Here is a 21,403-nt window from a genome sequence, read left to right on the forward strand (position 1 = left end):
GCACTGTCTGCGGCGTGTGTTCAGGAGCTCGTGCGGGGGTAGCAGACGAGGGTGCAGGCGATGCCCGTGACGGCGAGGAAGTGCTCGGCCTTGCGCTCGTAGCGGCGGTGGAGTCGTCGGCAGCCGGCGAGTCGGGCCATGGTCCGTTCGACGGTCCAACGGTGTCGCCCAAGTCGCTGTGCGTTCTCGACGCCGTGCAAGGGGTACCTTCTGGACTCCCGCAGCGAGCGCCTCGCACACATCGGGCGGACCCTCGTCATCGATACACCCGGCCACCGTCATGGAGGCCAACGGACACCGGACCGCTCAAGCAGCCGTTGGTGCGCCGCACGGCGACGGCGCATGAACACCCGAGAAGCCGCCAACGCGACGAGCAGTGCCGCGGCCATGCCGGCCGCGACACGCAGCCCTGTCCCGTGCAACTCGCCGTTCACCAGCAGAAAGAGCAGGAACACCACGGGGATTCCGATGAGCCACGGACGCATACGCTGCCGCCCCAGCGCATCGTAGTAGTCCATGGCGATCCGGGCATGCAGCAGCTTCACCTCGCTCCGGGCCTGCGACAGCGTCAGCACGGGAACAGGCCACGCACGCATACCCGGCAACCGGCCGCCTTCGAGCGCGCCGGGACATTGCTCCCGCGTACGAGCGGCGCGCTCGCGCGCGTCCGGCAGGCGTCGAAAGACGAAGAACGGCGTGCCGGAATCCCGCAGTTCCGGATCCAGGCCGGAGTAGCGGTAGCCGTACTGCTCGGCGATGTACGCGAACTGCGCGAACTTCCACAGCGAGGGCCACGGAACCTCAGTCGTGAACGACACCTCGGCCTCACCCGAGGCGATCGGTGTGCGAGGGGAACCGCTGGACCGACCATCCTCGCCGGTCTCACGCAGGAGCTTCCCGAGGTGCCGTCGAAGGCTCACTTCTCTCCTTTTTCCTCACACGCTTTCTGAAGCTCGGCATACAGTTTCCGGTCGAGTCTTATGTCCCACGAGTCCGCGAAGCTGACTTCCGTAGGGCCGGGTCCCGTCACAGGCTGGGCGTTCGCCTGACGGGTCCGTCGTCTGGGCGGTACTGCGAGCGACTGCTCTGCCCGCTCCGTAGCCGCTTGCCACGACGAACCGTGCCGGCCCCGTGTTCCCCGCTCCGGGAGGGGAACAGGCGTGTCCGTGCTCGCCGCTTGGCCGCGCGCATGGGGGCGCAGGTTGCGTGTGCTCGTGCATTGTGCCGGAACGCGGCAGCGTGTGGCGTCCGGCGCTGCCCGTCAGGTACCTGCCATGGAGGCGTAAGAGGCGTGTAAAGTCCGTCTCGGAGTGCCGGGAAGTCTGGTCGGCGGCAGGGAACATCTGTCTTCGTCGATCGGAGTTGGTTTCTGTGGTGCTCGTCGCGGTTTTCGGTGCCGCTCTGCTGATCGCGGTTCTGCTCTCCGGACTCGCGGCCCGTACCGTGCTGTCCACGTCCTTCCTCTTCCTCGTCGGCGGCGCTCTCGTCAGTGACGGGTTCCTCGGCCTGATCCACATCACACCGGACAGCGACATCGTCGCGGTCACCGCCGATCTGGCGCTGTTCGCGGTGCTGTTCACCGACGGCATGCACGTGTCCTTCCCCAAGCTCAGGGAGAACTGGAAGAACCCGGCCCGCGCCCTGGGCCTCGGCATGCCCCTGGCCTTCATCGGCATGTCGCTGATCACCCACTACCTGGTCGGCTTGGACTGGACGACCTCCTTCCTCGTGGGCGCCGTCCTCGCCCCCACAGACCCGGTGTTCGCCTCGGCGATCGTGGGCCGCAAGGAAGTGCCGCCCAAGCTACGGCAGTTGCTGAACGTGGAGAGCGGCATCAACGACGGGCTGGCCCTGCCGGTGGTACTCGTCCTCATCGCCGCCGCCGGACCGACCAGCGGCCACGCAGAGGCGTCCTTCGGGAAGATCGCCTTGGAGCTCGGGCTGGGTCTCGCCTTCGGCGTGGTGCTGCCACTCCTGGTCAACGGACTCGTACGGTTCCGGCTGCTGGGAGCAGAACCCAAGCTGCAGCCACTGCTGCCACTGGCCACCGGGATCACCCTCTACGCCGCGTGCCACCTGACCCATGCCAACCCATACCTGGCCGCGTTCTCCGCAGGCGCCGTGCTCACCGCCGTGTCGCCCGAGGCCAAGACGGCCTTCGAACCACTCGGTGAGTCACTCGCGGAGCTGGCCAAGTTCGCCGCACTGCTGGTCTTCGGCGCCCTGCTGACGCCCCAGCTCTTCGCCGACCTGTCCTGGACCGGCTACGTGGCCGTGCTCCTGGCGATCGTGCTGGTGCGCCCGGCGTCGATGCTGATCTCTCTCGTCGGCACGCGGTTCGACCGACGGGAGAAGCTGGTGGCCGCATGGTTCGGCCCCAAGGGGTTCGCGTCCGTGGTCTACGGGCTGCTCGTGCTGCAGGCCGGGATTCCGCAGGGGGAGCAGGCATACACGCTCATCGCCGTCTGCATTGCCTTCTCGATCATCGCTCACAGCAGCACCGACGTGCCCATCGCGAGAATCTTCGACGTCGAGGACCTGACCGGCATTCCCGAGCCTGCGAGCAACGCGCAGACGCGGGAGTCGAGCGAGGACGACGGGCGCGTCCGCCGGTCGTGAACCCGGAGTGCCCTGGTGGATGTGCGAGGCGTCGCCCCGCACGCCGGCCCGTCCTCATGCGGCACACCAGTGGTGTGGCCCCAGTTGGTCAGAAGAGGACGCGCCGGGCGGAACGGGGCAGGGCCGCACCCATCGTCGTTCACCTTCCCGCTCTCAGGGAGGGCCGTGCCATGTCGCTCCGGGGCAGGATCGTCGGAGTGGCACACGGAGTCCAGGACGTCATCCTGTTGGCACGTCGGCATGGTGCCGAGCCGGATGAGACGCCGGGACGCGGTGTCCTCCGGTTTCTGTTCAGCCGAGGTCTGCGAAGTTCTCCACGGCTCGGGTCTTTCCCGTGACCACGATGACGTCACCTGCCTGTACGACGGTGTCGGCGGTGGCGTAGGTGAAGTCCTCGCCGGGGCGTTTGATGCCGACGACGGTGACGCCGTACGTGGTGCGCACCTGGCTCTGTCCGAGCGGGACCCCGGTGGCCACCTGCGGGGCGATGGTCTTGACCAGGGCGTAGTCGTCGTCGAACTCGATGAAGTCGAGCATGCGGCCGGTCACCAGGTGGGCGACGCGTTCGCCCATGTCGTGCTCGGGGAGGACCACGTGGTGGATGCCGAGGCGTTCGAGGATCTGGCCGTGCTGGCGGCTGACGGCCTTGGCCCAGATGTTGGGTACCCCGGCGTCCAGCAGGTTGGAGCCGACCAGGATGCTGGCCTCCATGTCCGTGCCGATACCGACGACGGCGCTGGTGAAGTCGTGGACGCCGAGCTGGCGCAGGACTTCGGGATCCGTGCAGTCGGCGACTGCCGCGTGCGTGAGGGTGTCACTGTGCTTCTGGACCAGGCGGGCGTCCGTGTCGATGCCGAGGACGTCCCAGCCTCGGCGCATCAGCTCGCTGGCGAGGGAGCTGCCGAAGCGGCCCAGGCCGATGACGGCGACCCTTTGGTCACTGCTGCGGGGATGCCGGGCGGCGTGGCGTTTGCGTCGGCGCAGGGTGCGCAGTGGGTTAGCCAATGACGGGTCGCTCCTCGGGCAGTTCGTAGCGGCGGGTGCGTTCGCGCAGTGCCAGCGCCGAGACCAGGGTGATCGGTCCGAGCCGACCGACGAACATCAGCAGGACCAGGATCAGTTGCCCGGCCCGGGGGAAGTCGGCGGTGATGCCGGTGGACAGGCCCACGGTGCCGAAGGCGGAGACGGCCTCGAAGAGCACGCCCTCGAACGGGAGTGATGTCATGCTCAGCAGGGCAAGTGTGGCCGTCATGGCCAGAGCGACCCCCATGAGGGCGACCGTAAGCGCCTGACGCAGGACGTGCGGGGCCAGTCGGCGTCCGAGGACGGAGGAGTGGGGTTCGCCGCGCACCTCGGCGGTGATGGCGACGAGGAGTACGGCGAAGGTGGTGACCTTGATGCCGCCCGCGGTGCCGGCGCTGCCGCCGCCGATGAACATGAGGACACAGGTCGTCAGCAGCGTCGCCGGCTGCATGGCGCCGATGTCGACGGCGTTGAAGCCTGCGGTGCGTGACATGGCCGAGTGGAAGAACCCGTTGAGGATCTTGTCCGGCACGGTGTGGGTTCCGAGCGTTCCGGGATTGGTCCACTCCAGGAGGCAGGTCAGCATCGTGCCCGTGGCCAGCAGGACGGCCGTCGTGATGAGGGTCAGCCTGGTGTGCAGCGTCCAGTTGCGTCGGCCGGTCGTGCGGCGACGGTTGCGGTGGCGCAGCAGTTCCAGCAGGACAGGGAAGCCGATACCTCCCAGGATCACGGCCGCGGCGATCGGGAGCGTGATCCACGGGTCGTCGGCGTAGCGCGTGATGCTGTCCCCGTACAGCCCGAAGCCCGCGTTGTTGAACGCGGAAACGGCATGGAAGTAGCCCTCGTGCATCGCGTCGCGAATGGAGAAGCCGTAGCCGTAGCGAAGGCGCAGGGAAAGGGCGGCACCGACGGCGGCCTCGACGGCGAAGGTGGTGCCGGCCACTCCCAGCAGGACTCGGCGTACATCTCCGATGCCCAGGCTCTTGGTCTCCGCCTGGGCGGTGAGCTGCAGTTTGAGACGCAGCTTGCCGGACACCAGCAGGGCGAGCAGGGACGCCATGGTCATGATCCCGAAGCCACCGACCTGGATCAGAGCCAGAATCGCACCCTCGCCGAAGTCACTCCAGTACGTCCCCGTGTCCACGACCGCCAATCCGGTCACACAGACGGCGGACGTGGACGTGAAGAGGGCGGTGACGAAGTCGGTCGACGTGTCCGCCTCCGAGGCGAGCGGGAGGGCGAGCAGCACCGCGCCGATCACGACCACGGCGGCGAAGGCCAGCACTACCGTGCGGGCGGGGTGAGCGGTGAACAGAGCGTGCCGTGCCGCCACGAAACGTTCTGCCACCTGCTTCCTTCCTGCACCTGGGCATCCACCTGTCACGACAGAGGGCAAGGCGCCACCGGCCGGCCGGACCTGGGACGGCGGTCACCATACCGGGTCCGGATGTTTCCCTTCGGCCCCGGCACGGCGGACGCGGTGCGTCCTCCCGCGAACGCCCGGGGCGTTCAGTCATGCGCCGGTGTCGGAGCCGGGAGAACGTTCAGCTCGGACGGCGCCCCTTGCGGGGCCCGCAGCGCCGCCACCTGAGCCCGCAGCGCCTGAACCTCCTCCGTCAGCGCCTCGATCGCCGCCGTCTGCCGCCGTTCCTCCGCATCGTCCCTCTCGAAGCGGGAGATGAACCAGGCCGCGATGTTCGCGGTGACCACACCGAGCAGTGCGATCCCGGACAGCATCAGCCCGATCGCCAGCAGCCGACCAAGGCCCGTCGTCGGCGCCATGTCGCCGTATCCGACGGTCGTCATCGTCGTGAATGCCCACCAGAGTGCGTCCCCCAGCGTCTGGATGGACGCCCCCGGCTTGCCGCGCTCCACCTCCAGCACCGCCAGCGCCCCGAACACCAGCAGCCCGAGACACGACCCCGCGACGTACGTCGTCACCCTGACCTGTGAGGCCATCCGCGCCCGCTGCCCCGCGAGCAGGAGCATCGACACCAGTTTGAGCAGCCTGAGCGGCCGCAGCAGTGGCAGCAGGACCGCCAGCAGCGCCAGCGGATGGCTCCGCACGAACCGCAACCGGTCCTCGCTCAACCACAGACGTACGGCATAGTCGATCGCGAAGGCCGCCCACACCACCCAGTTCGCGACATGGCAGGCGAACAGCAACTGCTCCGGGGCGTCGGGCATGACCACTGGCAGGGCATAGGCGACCGCGAAGAGTACGGCGAGGGCCAGCAGCGGTCCCTGGGTGCGCCGCTCCCAGAGATCAGTGGTGTTCGTGTCAGGCATGCGGGCCATGGTAGAAAGCCGGCGCCGCGACCGGGTCGCCGCACCCGTCACCGCCAGGACGGTACCCGCTCAGCACCGGCGACGTGCGGGGCGGCGACCCGCCGTGTGGTGCGGGGGATCTCCGCGTTAGAGCGCGCGGTAGTCGGGTCGTCTCGGGGCAGGCCGCGGTGAGCTGGGCGAGGAGGGTCGTGTCCTTGTCCCGAAGGTGGTCGGGGCATCCTTCGGAGCGTTCCGGTGCACGCGTCGTCGGCGGCGGTGGCGAGACGTCCGGAGCAGGGCTCAGTCTTCTTGGGTGGGCCAGTCCAGGAGCCGGGCGCCGATGGTCGCGGTCTGCAGCATGTAGCGGTGGGCCGGATCCGTGGGGTCGGCACCCGTGAGGTGGTGGATGCGCTCCAGCCGGTAGGTAAGGGCCCGCACGCTCAGCGACAGGCGACGCGCCGCTTCCGCGGCGACACAGCCCGCGTCGAAGTACGCGGTGAGGGTTTCCAGTAGGGGACCGGCACCGCCGCGGGCGGTGGTGAGCGGGCCGAGCGTGTCGTGGACGAGGTCGGCCATGGCCTGGCGGTCACGGGTCAGGACGGGGTAGACGAGCAGGTCGACGGCGCGCAGTACCGGGTCGTCGAGGCCGAGCCGGCCGGCCAGGTCCAGGGCGTTGAGTGCCTCTTCGTAGGACTGGACGACGCCGCCGGGGCCGGGGTGCGAGCGCCCGATGGCGACTTGGCCGCCGTCGGTGGCGGCGTGGGCCTGCTTGGCGAAGTAGGGCAGCACCTCGTCCTCGTTGCCCGGGGCGATGCACAGGAGCCGGCCGTCTTTCGTGGTGAGCAGGACGTCGCGGTTCCCGAAGCGTGTCATCAGCGCCTGTTCCACCTGGCGGGAGACGCCGGATCCCTCCTCGTAGGAGGTGGCGCCCCGGGCGACGGCGACCGCGTGGGCGTGGGAGAGCCGCAGTCCGAAGCGCTCGGCCCGTTCGGCGAGGCGGCCCAGGTCGCTTCGGCCGTGGAGCAGGTCGTCGATGAACTCGCGGCGCGCGGCCTCTTCGTGCCGCACGGCGAGGCGCTGAGCGCGTTCGTAGCCCTCGGCGAACGCGTCGATCGCCTGGTGGACGGCGGCGAGGGCCGAATTCGTGGGTGAGGAGAACCGGGGCCAGATGGCCCGGGCGGCGGCCAGGTGCTCGCTGACCAGGAGGCGCAACCCGTGCCCGGCGTCCGCCGCCCGCTCGCCGAGCGCGCGCCGGGAGTCGAGTTCGTCCCGGGTCAGCCGACGCCCGGTGGCGGCGGCCTCCGTCAGGATCTGCTCGTAGCCGACCAGGTATTCGTCGGTCAACTCCCCGCCTCCCCCACCGCCCCCGAGGCGGTCGTGTGCTCGCGGTGCACTTCCCGTCCGCGCCATGTCCCGCCCGGAGCTTAGCGAACAGGGTGGGCCGAATGGGCACCGCGTGCGAGTCCTGCGGCCGCTCTACGCCGCGTCCGCCGACGGCAAGGACGTGGGAGCAGGGCCCGGTGACTCGACAACGGCACTGGACGTCCGGGGCGGCGTGTCCTCGGGTCCTGTCGGCAGGCCCGGCGGCTCTTCGGGGAGGCAAGTGAAGAGCCCCAGCAGAACGGCGAGCGCGGCCGCGCCCGCCAGGATGCGCCCGACGCGACGTATTCGCCCGCGTGTATCGAGGTCGCGCCATGGGTGCTCGGCCGGTGCGTCGTCGCGGTACCAGGCGTCGCCGAGACGGCCGTTCCTCTCCGGACTCCCCGTCCGTTCCCGGGCGGACGGCTCCCGCGGTGCCGATCGGGCGATGGCTTCCTCGCTGTCCGTGAGGAATCGTAGCCACACCGACTCGGGGATGGGGTTCGGCACTGTCGCTCACTTCCGGGGAGTCGGTGTGTCATGGCCATCGCGGCGCGGCGCGTCCGGTGGACAGGTGTCTGTCTCGAGGCGGACGAAGGGGATCGTGCGCCCGGCCTCGCGCAGCGCCGATTCGGAGCCGTCGGCGGGAAGTCCCAGATGCGCGCACAGCCGACGGGCGGTGCGCGGGTGGCGCCGCCCGTAGTCCGTCATGATGTCGGCGCCTTCGTCCGAAGTGAGGAAACGGGCGGTGACGGCGTGGTGGCGGTTGCCGAACTGCACGACCGTCTTCGGCCGGGCATGCAGGTTGCGATACCAGTCGGAGCGCGGACCGAAGCCGGAGGCGACCGTCCAGCAGCGGTACGGCGCCTCGTACGCCACGACTTCGAGAACCGCTCGGCGGTCGCTTCCACTGACCCGGCCCACATGGTGCAACAGCAGAAACCGTCTGCCGAGCAGTGGCCCCAGTCCGGCCCGGAACAGGAGGATGGGCGCGCGAGCGGCCAGCCGACGCCAGCCGGCCGGAAGGCGTGGTCTGGCGGGGTCCGCTTCGTCAGGTGTCATGCTCGCCTTCCAGAGGGTGGGCGGTGTCCACTCCCCGCCTCAAGGGGACGGAAGACCCGAGTACGATCACTTCGGCAGGCAAAATTTTGCACAGTCTAAATGATGGATCCCGGGTAGAAAGGACCCCCGTGGTGGAGCGTGAGTCCCGTGAGGGGGCCATGGACGACGTCGATGCCGTCACGCGGGAGGTGCTGACCGCCTCCCGGCTGCTGGTGGCGGTCTCCGCCCGTTCTCTGTCCGCTGTCGAGGACCGGGTCACGCTGCCGCAGTTCCGGATGCTGGTCGTCCTCTCCACTCGGGGCGCCACCAAACTCGTCGCTCTCGCCGACCTCCTCCACGTCGCCCCCTCGACGGCCATGCGCATGGTGGACCGGCTCATCGCCGCAGGGCTGGCGGACCGCCAGGTCAATCCCGACAACCGGCGGGAGACACTGCTGCGGCTCACGGCGGAGGGACGCCGCACGGTCGAGGACGTCACGGCCCGGCGGCGTACGGAGATCGTCGCCATCGTCGAGCGTCTTCTCCCGGAGAAGCGGCGGGTGCTGATCGACGCCCTGGCCGCCTTCAACGAGGCGGGCGCGGAGCCTCCTGCCCCGGACGCCGACACCGCGCCGTCCCCTCTCGGCTGGGAATGACGACACCGTACTCTGGTTTGCACAATGCAATGAAATGAAGGAGCGGGTCCCATGCCCGTTGCGGGTGCGAGGGGGCCCACGTATGAGCAGAGGGCGCCGGGGCCCGTCCTCGGGCGGGCCTCACGCGGCGGGTCAAGTGCGTGCCATGGTCTGGGGTCCGGCGGAGTTCACCGGCCTGCCGCCTCGGTGGTTGATCGGCGAGGGCCTCTTCGCCGGAGTCCTTGGAGCAGGGCTGATCGTGGGCGCCGGGGTCTTCGGCGCCTGGACCGGCGAGTCCACTTTCGCCGCGGGCGAGGTGGGTTTGGCGTGCGCGCTGGGCCTTGTCCTCCACCTGCTCCTGGTGCGCGCCGGCCGGGCCATGGTGGGGATCGTCGCCGTCCTGGCCGTGGGCCTCGCGATGCACACGCCTCAGGCCGCCGCCGGCGTGGTCCTCACGGCCCGGGGGCAGGAACGGTCCGTGGTCGTGACATCCGTCCAGGCGAGTGAGGAGGCGTCCGGGGCCAGGGGGCGCTACCTCTGCTCGGTGGAAGGCCGTGACGGAGCGCCCTCCACGGCCCGGATCTGGCGGGGGTGCACACGGTCCGTCCGCCCGGGGGACTCGCTCGCTCTGGTCTACGATCCGAAAGGCCTGGTCCCTCCGCGCGGCGTCGAGGGCGCCACGAGCATCGTGGACGTGCTGAGGAGTCTGGCCGGCTGGGTCGTCGGCCTGGTCGTCGCCTGTGTCACCGCGGTGGTGCGATCCTTCCGTCTGCCCGACCGCCCGGTCGCCTCCGGCTCCGATCATCCTGGTGGCCGGGGTGCGACTCGTTAGGAGCGTCCGTGAACGGGTGGCGGCGCCGGGCGACGAGTTCCCCGAAGGACCACTCTGCGGGCCCCGCTCCGAAGTGGGGCGTCCGGGCCGGGCCGCTGGTCGAGCGTCTCTGTGCCGACCGGCCCGTTCCGGGGTACCTGGCCCCCGATCACTGACGACCTCGACCAGCGGGCAGGTGAACGGATGGAGCGGCACGTGCAGCCGGCGGGCTGGATCGAGGCGGTGGGCTGGTTCAGTCTCGCCGTGGCCTTCGCCAGTGCGCTCGTCATCCTGGCCGACATCGTTCTCGGCGGCCGCCGCCAGAAGATGTGGATCATGAATCTGGTGTATCCGGTCACCGCCCTGTACTGGGGGCCGGCCGCCCTGTGGTTCTACTTCACGCGCGGCCGGCGCACCTCGAAGCCGGTGGTCGAGAAGGAGGGCATGCCCGACTCCGACAAGCTGCCCAGGTGGGACGTGCAGTCGAAGGCCATCAGCCACTGCGGGGCCGGCTGCACTCTCGGGGACATCGGTGCCGAGTGGCTCGTGTACGCGGCCTCACTCACGCTCGCCGGTAAGGCCCTCTACGCCGACTTCGCCCTGGACTTCGCCTTCGCCTGGGTCCTGGGCATCCTCTTCCAGTACTTCACCATCGTCCCGATGCGCAACATCGGCCGGCTCAAGGGCGTCTGGGCGGCCGTGAAGGCCGACACCCTGTCCATCGTCGCCTTCCAGATCGGCCTCTTCCTCGGCATGTGGCTCTACCAGGAGGTCATCTTCTCGCCCGGCCTGCCGAAGACCAGTGCCGCCTACTGGATGCTGATGCAGCTCTCCATGGTTCTCGGCTTCTTCACGGCCTGGCCGGTCAATGCCTGGCTGGTGCGGATCGGCTGGAAGGAGAAGATGTAACCCCCGGGGCGCGCCTGGGCAGCAGCACGGTGCTGAAGGCAGGGCTGAGCGGCCCTAGTCGGTCTCACTTCGATGGTCAGCGGTGGGAGACCCGGGACGTTCCGGCTGTGGCTTGTTCATTGCCGGACTCTGGCAATGAACAATGCGTGATTCTGCTGCACTTCGCCCATGGACCTCTGATGCGGGAGTTCGGGAGTATCAGATGATCCGGTGCGATGGGAGTCGGACGGGAGCGCTCCCCCTCACACCGTCACCACCGCTGACAGGGGGAGTGCTTGATGCTCGGACACAGACAAGCCAACGCTCGGTTCGTGTCTCGTGGTCGCACGCGGCGCACCACCGGTGAGTCCCGCATCGGAAGTGGCCTCTGGGCGTGTCCCGAGCCTCCAGGGACGGAACAGGGCAGGTCCGCTCCCATTGTCGTTCACACGCCAATCATTCCGGAAGGCGGCCGTGCCATGTCCGTGCAGGGCAGGGCGGTTGGCGTGGCACACGATGCCCAGGACGTCATTCTGCTGGTGCGTCGGCACGGTGTGGAGCTGGAGCGCGAGGATCTGGACCGCAGTCCCCTCGTCGAGTGGCGGGGAGGCGACTCTGCGGCTTGGGGACTTTCGGACGCCTTGTCCTGAGGTCGGACCGGCTGGTCGCGGAAGAAGCGCGCGCCCTCGTCCGGGGCGCCAGGTGCGGGACCGCCTCATGGAACGCAACACACACGCAGCTCTGCCTTCCGAGAAGGTGGGCGCTGCGGGCGTGAGGGACGTTCGTCGTCGGGGCGTATCGGCCGCGGGCGGCGACGAGTTCGTCACGTCGGGCACGACCGCGGGGCCGCCGTGGCGCTCCGGCCGGTGCTGGACCACGCTTCCGCGGTGACCCGGGTGGCTGGCACTGGTTCTTCTTTGCCCAGCCGGAGATCCCCGAACCCGTCGTCAACGCCGATTCCGACGCGTGGTACCGCGGCGACCCGGAAGGCATGGGGCAGGAGAACCACGACGAGTGGCGGGCCGCCACCCGACGACCGGACGTCGTCCGCGCGATGCTGGAGGGCTGGACCTGTACGGCGACCCGCGCGCCGTCTGGCGCGACTGGGCCGATGACGTCCGGGGCCACGGCGTCGACGCAGGCCATCATGTGGCCGAGGAAGCACCGGGCCCCGCTCTCCGCCGACCTGGGTGACTTCTTCACCGACTGACGTCGACGGAGTGACGTTATACGGGCGGTGCTCGGGTACTCGCCTCCCCGTGCCCAGGGGGCTCCGGCCGGACGCCGGTCCCTGGCGGCAACGATCGCGACAGAGAGGGAAGTTCTCAGATGAGCACGGTCAAGGAAGTGGTGGACGTCGAGGTTCCCGTGCACACCGCCTACAACCAGTGGACCCAGTTCGAGGAGTTCCCGCATTTCATGGAGGGGGTCGAGGAGGTCAGGCAGCTCGACGAGCGGCACAACCACTGGACCACTCAAGTCAGCGGTGTGAAGCGCGAGTTCGACACCGAGATCGTCGACCAGCTCCCCGACGAGCGCATCACGTGGCGTACCACCACGGGTGACACCAACCAGAAGGGCACGGTCCGCTTTCAGCGCCTGGACGACACGCACACCCGGGTCGAACTCGTCATGGACGTCGATCCCACCGGCGTCGCGGAGAAGACCGGCGACATGCTGGGAGTCATCGACCGGCGGGTGAAGGGCGACATGCAGCGCTTCAAGGAGTACATCGAGAAGCGCGGCGGCGAGACCGGAGCCTGGCGCGGGCGCATCAGGCCGGGTGAGTGACCCCGCCACCGCCCCGCGCCCCGGTTCCGCACCGGCCGAGCGGTCACCGCGTCCGCGCGCGGGAGTCGCACGGACCGGTGACGGGGCCACCCCATGGCGGGGTGGCTTCGCACGGACCCGTACGGGAGGCGCTGGAGGAGGCGGTCCGGGGCGACACCGCCCCCGGACCGCCTCCTCCAGTCACCTCACCTCACCGTCGGCAGGCTAGGGCAGGGTCCATTTCTGGTTGGGTCCGGTGTGGCAGGTCCACAGGTGGACGGGGGTGCCGTCGTTCCAGGTGCCGCCGGACGCGTCGAGGCATTTGCCGGACTGGGGGTTGAGGACGGTGCCGTCGGGTTGGGGGTTCCATTTCTGGGCGCCGCTGCCGTTGCAGGTCCACAGCTGGATCCTGGTGCCGTCGGCGGTGCCGCCGCCGGAGACGTCCAGGCACTTGTTCAGTGCTCTGACGGAGCCGTCGTCGGCGAGGGTCCAGTTCTGGGCGCCGGTGCCGTTGCAGGTCCAGATCTGGATGCCGGTGCCGTCGGCGGTCTGCGCGCCGTCGACGTCCAGGCACTTGCCCCCCACCCCCTTCACCTCACCGGAACGCTGACCCGGCGTACCGCCGCCCGACTGCTTGACCCGGACGTCGCGGAACGACACCTCGTCACCGTCACCGTGATTCTGGATGCCGATGTGACCCTGTCGGAGGCTGCGCACGGGGTCCGTGTTGGTGAAGTCGTTGATCTTGCGACCGTTGAGGAACAGTTCCAGCCGCTCCCCGGTGACCCGGACCTCGTACGTGTTCCACTCGCCCGGCGGGTTGAGCGCCGCGTCGCGCGCGGCGACGTCGGCCGACTGGAAACCGTAGACGGAACCGGTGGTGCGGTCGGGGGTGTCGGTGGCGTCGATCTGGATCTCGTAGCCGTTGTCGACCGCCGACCAAGGGTCGTCGGAGGCCGGGAAGCCGACGAAGACCCCCGAGTTGTCGTCCCCGCTCGCCTTCCAGTCCAGCTTCAGTGAGTAGTCGCCGGTGAACTCCTCGGCCTGGTACCAGTACATGCCGAGCCCGCCGTGGGACGTGAGCGTGCCGTCGGCGAGAGTGAAACCGCCGGGGCCCGCCTGCTTCCAGCCGCTGGTGCCGCTGCCGTCGAAGAGGGAACGGTAGCCCGTCTCGGGGCGGCAGTCGGCATGCGTGATGCCCGCCGCCCACCGGATGCCGCCGAGCAGGTGCCGGCGGAAGGCGGGGTCGGTGTAGGACTCGTCGGTGTGACCGCCGCCGGTGTAGAAGGCACGGCCGCCCTCGTAGTCCTTGCACCAGGCGATCGGGTGGTCGCCGTTCATGTTCCCGCCCGAGTAACTGGACTCGTCGAGCGAGGCCAGCACGTGCGCGGTGGAGCGGGGGTTGCTGCGGTAGTTGTACCACTCGTCGGTGCGCTGCCAGGTGTCGCCGAGGTGGGCGGTGGCGTCGTGCGCCCGGTCCTCGACCCGGACCGTGGCCTGTTGGACGGCCGGATGGGAGTGGAACAGCGCTCCGGCCAGCCCCTCGTAGAAGGGCCAGTCGTACTCGGTGTCGGCGGCGGCGTGGATGCCGACGTATCCGCCGCCGTCCTCGACGTACTGCTCCATGGCACTCTGCTGGGCGTCGTTCAGTACGTCGCCCGTGGTGGACAGGAACACGACCGCCTCGTACGGGGCGAGGTCGGCGCTGGTGAACTTCTGGGCGTCCTCCGTCGCGTCGACGGTGAAGTTGTTCGCGGTGCCGAGGTCACGCAGGGCCGCGATGCCGTCGTCGATGGAGGAGTGACGGAATCCCGCCGTCTTGGAGAAGACGAGGACCTCGTAGGCCGGGTCGGCCACCACCGCGTCGAGCGGCCGGGCCGGCGGGGCGGCCGCCCAGGACTGTGGTGCCACGCAGAGCAGGGCGCCTGCGAGCAGGCCGAACGCAGCTCTTGGCTTCTTGCGCATGGGTGTCGCCTCCTTCGGTTACGGCAGGGTCCATTTCTGGTTGGGTCCGGTGTGGCAGGTCCACAGGTGGACGGGGGTGCCGTCGTTCCAGGTGCCGCCGGACGCGTCGAGGCATTTGCCGGACTGGGGGTTGAGGACGGTGCCGTCGGGCTGGGGGTTCCATTTCTGGGCGCCGCTGCCGTTGCAGGTCCACAGCTGGATCCTGGTGCCGTCGGCGGTGCCGCCGCCGGAGACGTCCAGGCACTTGTTCAGTGCTCTGACGGAGCCGTCGTCGGCGAGGGTCCAGTTCTGGGCGCCGGTGCCGTTGCAGGTCCAGATCTGGATGCCGGTGCCGTCGGCGGTCTGCGCGCCGTCGACGTCCAGGCACTTGCCCCCCACCCCCTTCACCTCACCGGAACGCTGACCCGGCGTACCGCCGTCGTTGGTGGTGAAGGAGAACTCGTCCACGTCGAAGAGCGCCCCTGAGCCGCCCTTGAACACCAGGTACAGGGTGGTGGAGCCGCCCGGCTGGTTGCCGAGGGAGGTGGTGACGTCCTGGAACGTCTCCCAGCCACCGGTCACCGGCACGGTCGCGGTGCCCAGCAGGGTGCCGGCCGGTGAGCCCGCCCGTACCTCGATGGTGCCGCCGCTGCCGGCCGAGGAGACCCGAGCAGTGAAGGCGGTCGCGTTGTCCAGCGCGTACGGCTCGAAGGAGATCCAGTCTCCGTTCTCGATGTTGCCGACCGTCTTGCCGCCGTGCGCGGGGGAGTGGGACATGACCTGGACCCCGGAGGAGTCGCCGTAGTGCTCGCCCTGCCGGTGGGAGGGCTGGGTGATGTGCTGGTCGTGGGTGGTGAGAGCCGGCTGGCCGTTCGCGCCCCGGTCGGTGTACTCGGCGTCGATCACGCCGAAGATGTTGGCGTTCGGGTCGTGTTCGCCGTCGGCCAGTGTCTGCAGGGTGCCGGAGCACCCGGTGGCCGAAGTCTGCGGGTGACCGTGGCTGTCGTGGCCGACGATGAAGGTGACCTCGACCTTGGAGCAGTCGACGCTGCCGTCCTCCGGGTCGCTCACCGTCACCTTGAAGGGGATCGCGTCGCCGAAGTCGTGGATCCGGCCGTCGGTCGGCAGGTCCAGCCTGACCTGGGGCGCCGTGTTGCCGACCGTGACGAGTACGGAGGCCGAGCCGGACTTGCCGGTGGAGTCGGTCACCGTGAGCGTCGCCGTGTACTGGCCGTTGGTGTTGTAGGTGTGCGACGGGTCGGCCTGGCGGGAGGTGCTTCCGTCGCCGAAGTCCCAGGAGTGTCCGAGCGCGTCGCCGTCGGCGTCGGAGCTGCCCGCGGAGGAGAACGACACCGCCAGCGGTGCCTGGCCCGAGGTCACGCTCGCCGCGGCCTGGGCGACCGGGGCGCGGCCGCCGGTGACGTGTTCGATGCGGTACAGGGCGGAGTTCTGGTCGCCGTTGAAGTAGCCGGTGCCGTAGTCCAGCACGTACAGCGCGCCGTCCGGGCCGAAGGCCATGTCCATCACCTGGGTGCCGCTCCAGGGGAAGGCGTTGATGGACTGCACGGTCCCGTCGCCGCCGGTCTCGATCCGCTTGATCCAGCGGCGTCCGAACTCACCGGCGAAGAAGTCGCCGTCGAATTCCTGCGGGAACTTCACCGCGGACGGGGACGCGGCGTCGTAGCGGTAGACCGGGCCGCCCATCGGCGACTCGGAGCCGCTGCCGAACTCCGGTACGGACCCGCCGTCGTAGGGGATCCAGGCCGGCTGGGCGGGCGGGAGATCGGTCAGGCCGGTGTTGCGGGGCGAGGCGTTCTTCGGTGCCGAGCAGGTGAACTTCGCGCCCGAGGTGCCGGCGGCGAAGTCGTGGTCCGTGTAGGCGTCGTTGGCGCCCGTGCAGTACGGCCAGCCGAAGTTGCCCGCTTTGGTGATGCGGTTGAACTCGACCTGACCGGCCGGGCCGCGCGAGGCGTTGGCGGTACCGGCGTCCGGTCCGTAGTCCCCGAGGTAGACGATCCCGGTGGCCTTGTCCACGCTCATCCGGAACGGGTTGCGGAATCCCATGGCGTAGATCTCGGGGCGGGTCCCGGCGGTGCCCGGGGCGAAGAGGTTGCCGGCCGGGACGGAGTACGAGCCGTCCGCGTTGACCTTGATGCGCAACACCTTGCCGCGCAGGTCGTTGGTGTTCCCCGCCGAACGCTGGGCGTCGTAGGCGAGGTTGCGGGAGGCACGCTCGTCGATCGGGGTGTAGCCGTCGGAGGCGAACGGGTTGGAGTCGTCGCCGGTCGACAGGTACAGGTTGCCGGCCGCGTCGAAGTCGATGTCGCCGCCGACATGGCAGCAGATGCCGCGCGAGGCGGGCACGTCGAGGATCTTCTTCTCGCTGCCGAGGTCCAGGGTGCCGTCGGCCTTCAGCACGAACCGGGAGAGCCGGTTGACGCCGTCGAACGGGGTGAAGTCCGAAGCCTGCCCGTCGGAAGGCGCGTCACCCGCGGGTGTGCCGAGCTTGGGGGCGTAGTAGAGGTAGATGTACCGGTTGGACGAGAAGCCGGGGTCCGCCGCGACGCCCTGGAGACCTTCTTCGTCGTGGCTGTAGACGTCCAGTTTCCCCGCGACCGTGGTGGTGCCCGCCGCGTCTGTGATCCTCAGAGTGCCGTCCCTGGAGGTGTGCAGCACCGAACGGTCGGGCAGCACCGCCAGGGTCATCGGCTCACCGGTCTCCGCCACCCCTTTGGCGAGGGTGACCTGCTGGAAGTCCTCGGGTGCCGCGGCCGCCGCGAGCGGAGCGCCGGCCGGCTCCGAGGCACCCGCCGGCGTCGCCGGCAGGAAGCAGCCGACGGCACACACCGCGGCCAGCATCAGGGAGCGGATCCGTCGTGGTCTCGACGGACGGGGTCTTAACGGTGTCGTGCGCACAGGTGTCTCCCAGGAGTGGGGGTGTGGGCAGGCCGAGTCGTCCTGCCGGGGAGTACAGGCGCGCGCCGTCGCGCCGTGAAGTCACCGGTCATCGCGAACATGACCGGTGCACCTCAAGGAAGTTAGCGGCCTTCGCCGACGGGCGTAACCCCTTCCGTGCGAGGACCCTCACCTTTTTCCTCGCCGCGGACAAAGTGTCCATCGTTGGGCGTAGTCACCTCGGGCACCAGCACCGGATGCAGGGCCCGGGTCGCGTCGGGCGAACCGCCACAGGTGTCCGGCGGCGCCGGTGCGCCCCGCCCGCGCTACGGGGACACCCACGCCGCCATCGCCTGTAACGTGGCTGCTTCCTGAGCCTCCGGCCGCGATGAACGCCCCCGCCGATCGTGCCCACGGTCCCGGTGCTCCGGGCACGGCAACGCATCGCCAACGGGTGAAGCAGTCACGAGGTCACGAAGCTCCCGGGGCGTGACCGAGGCGGACACCGGCGCACGGCTGCCCCGGGCCTACTCGAAACAGGCGCGTGACGCCGCAGAGTGGGCAGTTGTCCGTCCCGAGGCTGCCGTTCCACCCGCGCGGCCCGACCTCGGCGGACGCGGTGGCTTCCGCGGTGGCAGCGGTCAAAGGCTCTTCAGCGCAGCGGCGCTGGGGCTGCCCGACTCTGCCGTGTACATCACCAAGGAGAAACCCGAGCCGGGCAGACCGAGGGTGTGCCGGTCGATTTCGAGCTCGCCCAGTGTGGGGTGATGCAGGTGTTTTCGCACGCCGGGTATGGGGCGCACGGCATGATTGCGCCAGCTGCTCGCAAAATCCGGATCGTGGGTCGCGAATTCGTTGATCAACTCCGCGAGCACGTTGTCTGTGGGGTACAGAACGCTGGCTGCGCGCAATTGAGCGGCTACCTGCCGAGAGAAATCGGTCTCCGAACCGGGTGCGCCGGTGCAGAGGGTGTCACGGAATCTCGTCGAGATGCGCGTGAGGTTGCGCTCCTCGGGTGTGAGACGAGAGAAGTCGGTGATCAGAGCCGCAGCCGCTGCGTTCCATGCGACGATGTCCTGCCGGTCGTTGACGATGTAGGCAGGGATGCCGTCGAGTCTGCCGAGCAGCTGTTGGGCGTCCTCGGGCACGTGCTCCGGCGCACCGTCGTTGCCGGCCGGCAGTACTTGTCCGGCCAGGCGGGCCAGATGGTCACGCTCTGCTTCGGTGAGCTGGAGAGCCGTCGCCAGGGCGGAGAGCACTTGCGGTGAGGGTCGGGGCGCCCGCGCCCGTTCCAGTCGTTCGTAGTAGCTCACCGACACCTGCGCCAGGGCGGCTACTTCCTCCCGGCGCAATCCGGGTGTCCGACGGGCGCGCCGACTTCGTGGAAGCGTCGTCTCGGCCTGCACGTCCTCTGGTCGCAGGTCCTCGCGGCGGCGGCGGAGAAAGTCTGCGAGTTCCTGGCTGCTCACTCTTCCATGGTGTCACAGGAGGGACGGCTGAGCCTCGCACTGCTGGTCCGGGGCTCAGCTGTCCGTTCCGCGCCCGCAAATTGCCGTGCACGGTGGCCCGGTCGGCTTGTCGACTACGAGGAGGAATGGTGCACAGCACGCCTGAGGAGACTTTTCGCCGCATGATCGACCTGCTGCTGGCCAAAGACATGAATGCCGTCGCGGATCTGTGGGCTCCTGACGGAATTGCGGAATTCCCTTTCGCAGCCGGGAGCTCCCCTCGCGTTCTCCGCGGACGTGAGGAGGTACGCGCCTACCTCGCTCACTATCCGGAGCTGATGGACATGAAGGAGGTGGCCGCGCTTACCGTGCGGCCCACGGATCAATCGGACACCGTCGTGGTGGAGTGGACGGCCACCGGCCGCACCGTGGCCAACTCCCGGCCCTACCTCCTGGACTACATCGTGGTTCTCACGGTCCGCGACGGACTGATCGCTCTGTTCCGGGACTACTGGAGCCCGCTGTCGGCGGCCGCCGCTGCCGGGACTCTCGCCGGGCTGATCGACTCGCTTGAAAGGAAGGACGCCTGATGTCCGGAGTGCTCGTGACCGGAGGGACCGGCAAGACCGGCAAGACGCTGGTGCAAGTGCTCCGCAACGCTGGTGTGCGGGCTCGGGTCGCCAGCCGGAACCCAGCCGCGGCCGACCCCGATGCGATCCGCTTCGACTGGAGTGACCCGACCACATACGGACCCGCGCTCGACGGGATGGACCGGGTCTTCCTGCTTCCGCCGGTGGAGAGTGTGGACCCGCTGCCGCTGGTCGAGCCCTTTCTGCGCCAAGCACAGCGGGCCGGTATCCAGCGCCTCGTGATGCTCGGCTCCGCGATTGTTCTGCCGAACGCGCCCAGCGCCGTGGAGATGGCAGCTCAGGTTCAGGCCCAGCCCGGAGGCGTCGTACTCCGCGCGTCCGGCTTCATGCAGAACTTCCTGCGCCCGCACCCCCTGGCCGAGCACATCCGTCGACTCGGTGAGATCCGTACGGCAGCCGGTGACGGCAAACTCGGGTGGGTCGATGCGCGGGACATCGCGGCCAGTGCTGCCGCGCTGTTGGCCGACCTGGAGGTGGACGCTCGAAGCGACTACCTGATCACCGGGCCGCACGGGATGAGCTATCCACAGGCCGCGCAGATCATCACCGCGCGGACCGGCAGACAGGTGCGGGTGCGGCGTATCACGGAGGAGGAACAGGCTGCCGCCCACCGTGCCTCCGGAATGCCGGCCGAGTTCGCAGACGCCCTCGCCGCCGTCGAGCGCGGAATCAAGGAGGGACGCGAAGACCAGGTCAGCACTGCGGTGCTCGAACTGACCGGCCGTCCGCCGCGCGCCTTTGCCGAGTTCGTCTCCGATCACGCGTACGAGTGGACGCAGTAGTGCCTGACCTGCGGCCGCGCCGAACTGCGGGACGTTGATCGGCGTCGGCCTCGTGACCGCGCAGGTCACGTGAGGCGACGTCGGCAGAGGTCAGGGAATACCGACCTGGCAGACACGACCGACGCGCGGGCCGGGCCCCGCAAGGCGCACCGCGGGGTGGTTCTGGGTCCACCCCCTGTGCGGGTGCTGGACCGCTGGTGGGCCGAACGGGCCGTTCATAGCGTTGTGTTCATGATGAACGACACGAACGGAGAACGAAAAGGAGCCACCCGGCGAACGGCGCTGCGCGGGCTCGGGCTCGCGGTGGGGGGCATGGCCGTGGGCACCGGGCTCGCAAGCTCGCCGGCCGCGGCGGCCCCGCGTCGACGGCCCGTCACTTACGTGCTGGTGCACGGTACCCACAGCGCCGGCGCGTTCTGGATGCCGATCGCGCGGGAACTGGTGCTGCGCGGCCACCGCGTCGTCATGGTGGACCAGCCGCGGCACGGAGCGGAGGCCTTCGTGGCCGAGTCGTACCAGCGGCAGGACCTCACGGCGATGGCGGTCGAACCCTCCCCGCTGAAGGGTCTCGGGCTGGACGACTACGAGGCGCGCGTCACGGGCGTCGTGCGACGGGCCGCACGGAACGGCCCGGTGGTGCTGGTCGGGCACAGCCTGGGTGGCGTGTCGGTCAGCCGTGTCGGCGAGGCCGTCCCGCACCTGCTTCACCACATCTGCTACATGGCGGCCTTCTGTCCCAGCCGCGTCCTGCCCACGGCGGACGCCTGCACGGCGGCACCCGAGAACGCGAACGCCGTCAGCCCGGTGGAGCTGACGGTGGGTGACCCGGACCGGCTCGGGGTGTTGCGGTTGAACTTCCGTACGGGCGTCAGCGGTGAGTTGGCCCTCCTGAAGGAGATGATCTGCGCGGACTACCCCGACGCCGACTTCCGCCGGATCCTGGCCGGCATGCAGACCGACGAGCCCGTCGCCGCCTATGCGGGCCGAGCGGTCGGCCGGGCCGGCGCCTGGGGACGCATTCCCCGCACGTACCTGCGTTTCGGCAGGGACCGTACGATCGCCACCGCGCTCCAGGACAGGATGATCGCGGAAGCCGACGCGTCCACATCCGGCAACCGCTTCCGGGTGCACGACTTCCCCGGGGCGTCACACGTCGGCCCCCTGGATCCCACCCCGGTTGCGGACGTCCTGGGCACGCTCGCAGGACAGGGGGGCTAGGTTCCGTCCGGCGTCCGGCGTCCGGCGTCCGGCGGACCGGGGCCAGGGAGAG

At 69.5% G+C, this 21,403-nt stretch carries 17 protein-coding genes and 2 pseudogenes; 9 read left to right on the forward strand and 10 right to left on the reverse strand.

Annotated elements, in window-relative coordinates; genetic code table 11:
• Positions 1-20: 20 nt before the first annotated feature.
• Positions 21-176: pseudogene (locus Sco07f_RS13765) on the reverse strand (transposase); the annotation flags it as partial.
• A gap of 102 nt (positions 177-278) precedes the next feature.
• On the reverse strand, positions 279-920 hold the full coding sequence (locus tag Sco07f_RS13770; protein ID WP_108987990.1) for a hypothetical protein: 642 nt from the start codon (positions 918-920) through the stop codon (positions 279-281).
• Positions 921-1,371: 451 nt separating this feature from the next.
• Between Sco07f_RS13770 and Sco07f_RS13775 the strand changes: the two genes are divergently transcribed.
• On the forward strand, positions 1,372-2,619 hold the full coding sequence (locus tag Sco07f_RS13775; protein ID WP_087792244.1) for a cation:proton antiporter: 1,248 nt from the start codon (positions 1,372-1,374) through the stop codon (positions 2,617-2,619).
• A 291-nt stretch (positions 2,620-2,910) separates the two neighbouring features.
• Here the strand turns inward: Sco07f_RS13775 and Sco07f_RS13780 are convergent, their stop codons facing one another.
• From Sco07f_RS13780 to Sco07f_RS13805, 5 genes are all read right to left on the reverse strand, one after another.
• A complete protein-coding gene (locus tag Sco07f_RS13780; protein WP_087792245.1) occupies positions 2,911-3,624 on the reverse strand; it encodes a potassium channel family protein in 714 nt (237 codons plus the stop codon).
• Positions 3,617-4,990, reverse strand: coding sequence for a TrkH family potassium uptake protein (locus Sco07f_RS13785; RefSeq protein WP_087792246.1), 1,374 nt, complete (start codon positions 4,988-4,990; stop codon positions 3,617-3,619). Before Sco07f_RS13785 ends, Sco07f_RS13780 begins: the two co-directional genes overlap by 8 nt.
• A 161-nt stretch (positions 4,991-5,151) precedes the next feature.
• Positions 5,152-5,940 (reverse strand): potassium channel family protein, encoded by a 789-nt coding sequence (locus tag Sco07f_RS13790; protein WP_164140482.1) that lies wholly within the window; start codon positions 5,938-5,940, stop codon positions 5,152-5,154.
• Between the two features lie 270 nt (positions 5,941-6,210).
• Positions 6,211-7,254, reverse strand: coding sequence for a PucR family transcriptional regulator (locus Sco07f_RS13795; RefSeq protein WP_239109346.1), 1,044 nt, complete (start codon positions 7,252-7,254; stop codon positions 6,211-6,213).
• Positions 7,255-7,785: 531 nt separating this feature from the next.
• Positions 7,786-8,331: a nitroreductase family deazaflavin-dependent oxidoreductase gene (locus Sco07f_RS13805; RefSeq protein WP_108987993.1), complete on the reverse strand. Its 546-nt coding sequence runs from the start codon at positions 8,329-8,331 to the stop codon at positions 7,786-7,788.
• A 158-nt stretch (positions 8,332-8,489) separates the two neighbouring features.
• Between Sco07f_RS13805 and Sco07f_RS13810 the strand changes: the two genes are divergently transcribed.
• From Sco07f_RS13810 to Sco07f_RS13830, 5 genes and pseudogenes are all read left to right on the forward strand, one after another.
• Positions 8,490-8,966: a MarR family winged helix-turn-helix transcriptional regulator gene (locus Sco07f_RS13810; protein WP_108988109.1), complete on the forward strand. Its 477-nt coding sequence runs from the start codon at positions 8,490-8,492 to the stop codon at positions 8,964-8,966.
• A gap of 145 nt (positions 8,967-9,111) precedes the next feature.
• Positions 9,112-9,777, forward strand: a complete 666-nt coding sequence (locus Sco07f_RS13815; protein ID WP_108987994.1) for a hypothetical protein — start codon at positions 9,112-9,114, stop codon at positions 9,775-9,777.
• A gap of 183 nt (positions 9,778-9,960) precedes the next feature.
• On the forward strand, positions 9,961-10,665 hold the full coding sequence (locus Sco07f_RS13820) for a DUF4396 domain-containing protein (RefSeq protein ID WP_167468089.1): 705 nt from the start codon (positions 9,961-9,963) through the stop codon (positions 10,663-10,665).
• Positions 10,666-11,450: 785 nt separating this feature from the next.
• Positions 11,451-11,854 (forward strand): annotated as a pseudogene (locus tag Sco07f_RS13825) (alpha/beta hydrolase); the annotation flags it as partial.
• 119 nt (positions 11,855-11,973) lie between these two features.
• Positions 11,974-12,435 (forward strand): SRPBCC family protein, encoded by a 462-nt coding sequence (locus Sco07f_RS13830; RefSeq protein ID WP_108987996.1) that lies wholly within the window; start codon positions 11,974-11,976, stop codon positions 12,433-12,435.
• A gap of 204 nt (positions 12,436-12,639) precedes the next feature.
• Here Sco07f_RS13830 and Sco07f_RS13835 read toward each other — a convergent pair whose 3' ends face one another.
• The 3 genes from Sco07f_RS13835 to Sco07f_RS13845 all read right to left on the reverse strand — a co-directional run bounded on the left by Sco07f_RS13835 (position 12,640) and on the right by Sco07f_RS13845 (position 18,722).
• Positions 12,640-14,379 (reverse strand): lectin, encoded by a 1,740-nt coding sequence (locus Sco07f_RS13835; protein WP_108987997.1) that lies wholly within the window; start codon positions 14,377-14,379, stop codon positions 12,640-12,642.
• 18 nt (positions 14,380-14,397) lie between these two features.
• Positions 14,398-17,217, reverse strand: coding sequence for a lectin (locus Sco07f_RS13840; protein WP_174855351.1), 2,820 nt, complete (start codon positions 17,215-17,217; stop codon positions 14,398-14,400).
• Positions 17,218-17,894: 677 nt separating this feature from the next.
• A complete protein-coding gene (locus Sco07f_RS13845; RefSeq protein ID WP_108987999.1) occupies positions 17,895-18,722 on the reverse strand; it encodes a helix-turn-helix transcriptional regulator in 828 nt (275 codons plus the stop codon).
• Between the two features lie 161 nt (positions 18,723-18,883).
• On the opposite strand from Sco07f_RS13845, the gene Sco07f_RS13850 reads away from it, so the two are divergent.
• From Sco07f_RS13850 to Sco07f_RS13860, 3 genes are all read left to right on the forward strand, one after another.
• The gene (locus tag Sco07f_RS13850; protein WP_244942042.1) at positions 18,884-19,291 is read left to right on the forward strand and encodes a nuclear transport factor 2 family protein; all 408 of its coding nucleotides are present in this window, start codon (positions 18,884-18,886) and stop codon (positions 19,289-19,291) included.
• Positions 19,291-20,133, forward strand: coding sequence for an NAD(P)H-binding protein (locus Sco07f_RS13855; protein WP_108988000.1), 843 nt, complete (start codon positions 19,291-19,293; stop codon positions 20,131-20,133). The genes Sco07f_RS13850 and Sco07f_RS13855 overlap by 1 nt, the downstream gene beginning before the upstream one ends.
• A gap of 225 nt (positions 20,134-20,358) precedes the next feature.
• The gene (locus tag Sco07f_RS13860) at positions 20,359-21,351 is read left to right on the forward strand and encodes an alpha/beta hydrolase (RefSeq protein WP_108988001.1); all 993 of its coding nucleotides are present in this window, start codon (positions 20,359-20,361) and stop codon (positions 21,349-21,351) included.
• Positions 21,352-21,403: the final 52 nt, after the last annotated feature.

This window comes from Streptomyces coelicoflavus, assembly GCF_003112555.1.
In the GTDB taxonomy this organism is placed as follows: domain Bacteria; phylum Actinomycetota; class Actinomycetes; order Streptomycetales; family Streptomycetaceae; genus Streptomyces; species Streptomyces coelicoflavus.

Excerpts from the sequence above, each read along its gene's own strand:
- Sco07f_RS13830 (WP_108987996.1), top strand. The coding sequence starts at position 11,974 with ATGAGCACGGTCAAGGAAGTGGTGGACGTCGAGGTTCCCGTGCACACC.
- Sco07f_RS13810 (WP_108988109.1), top strand. The coding sequence starts at position 8,490 with ATGGACGACGTCGATGCCGTCACGCGGGAGGTGCTGACCGCCTCCCGG.
- Sco07f_RS13835 (WP_108987997.1), bottom strand. The coding sequence starts at position 14,379 with ATGCGCAAGAAGCCAAGAGCTGCGTTCGGCCTGCTCGCAGGCGCCCTG.
- Sco07f_RS13815 (WP_108987994.1), top strand. The coding sequence starts at position 9,112 with ATGGTCTGGGGTCCGGCGGAGTTCACCGGCCTGCCGCCTCGGTGGTTG.
- Sco07f_RS13850 (WP_244942042.1), top strand. The coding sequence starts at position 18,884 with ATGATCGACCTGCTGCTGGCCAAAGACATGAATGCCGTCGCGGATCTG.
- Sco07f_RS13840 (WP_174855351.1), bottom strand. The coding sequence starts at position 17,217 with ATGCTGGCCGCGGTGTGTGCCGTCGGCTGCTTCCTGCCGGCGACGCCG.
- Sco07f_RS13855 (WP_108988000.1), top strand. The coding sequence starts at position 19,291 with ATGTCCGGAGTGCTCGTGACCGGAGGGACCGGCAAGACCGGCAAGACG.
- Sco07f_RS13805 (WP_108987993.1), bottom strand. The coding sequence starts at position 8,331 with ATGACACCTGACGAAGCGGACCCCGCCAGACCACGCCTTCCGGCCGGC.
- Sco07f_RS13820 (WP_167468089.1), top strand. The coding sequence starts at position 9,961 with ATGGAGCGGCACGTGCAGCCGGCGGGCTGGATCGAGGCGGTGGGCTGG.
- Sco07f_RS13790 (WP_164140482.1), bottom strand. The coding sequence starts at position 5,940 with ATGGCCCGCATGCCTGACACGAACACCACTGATCTCTGGGAGCGGCGC.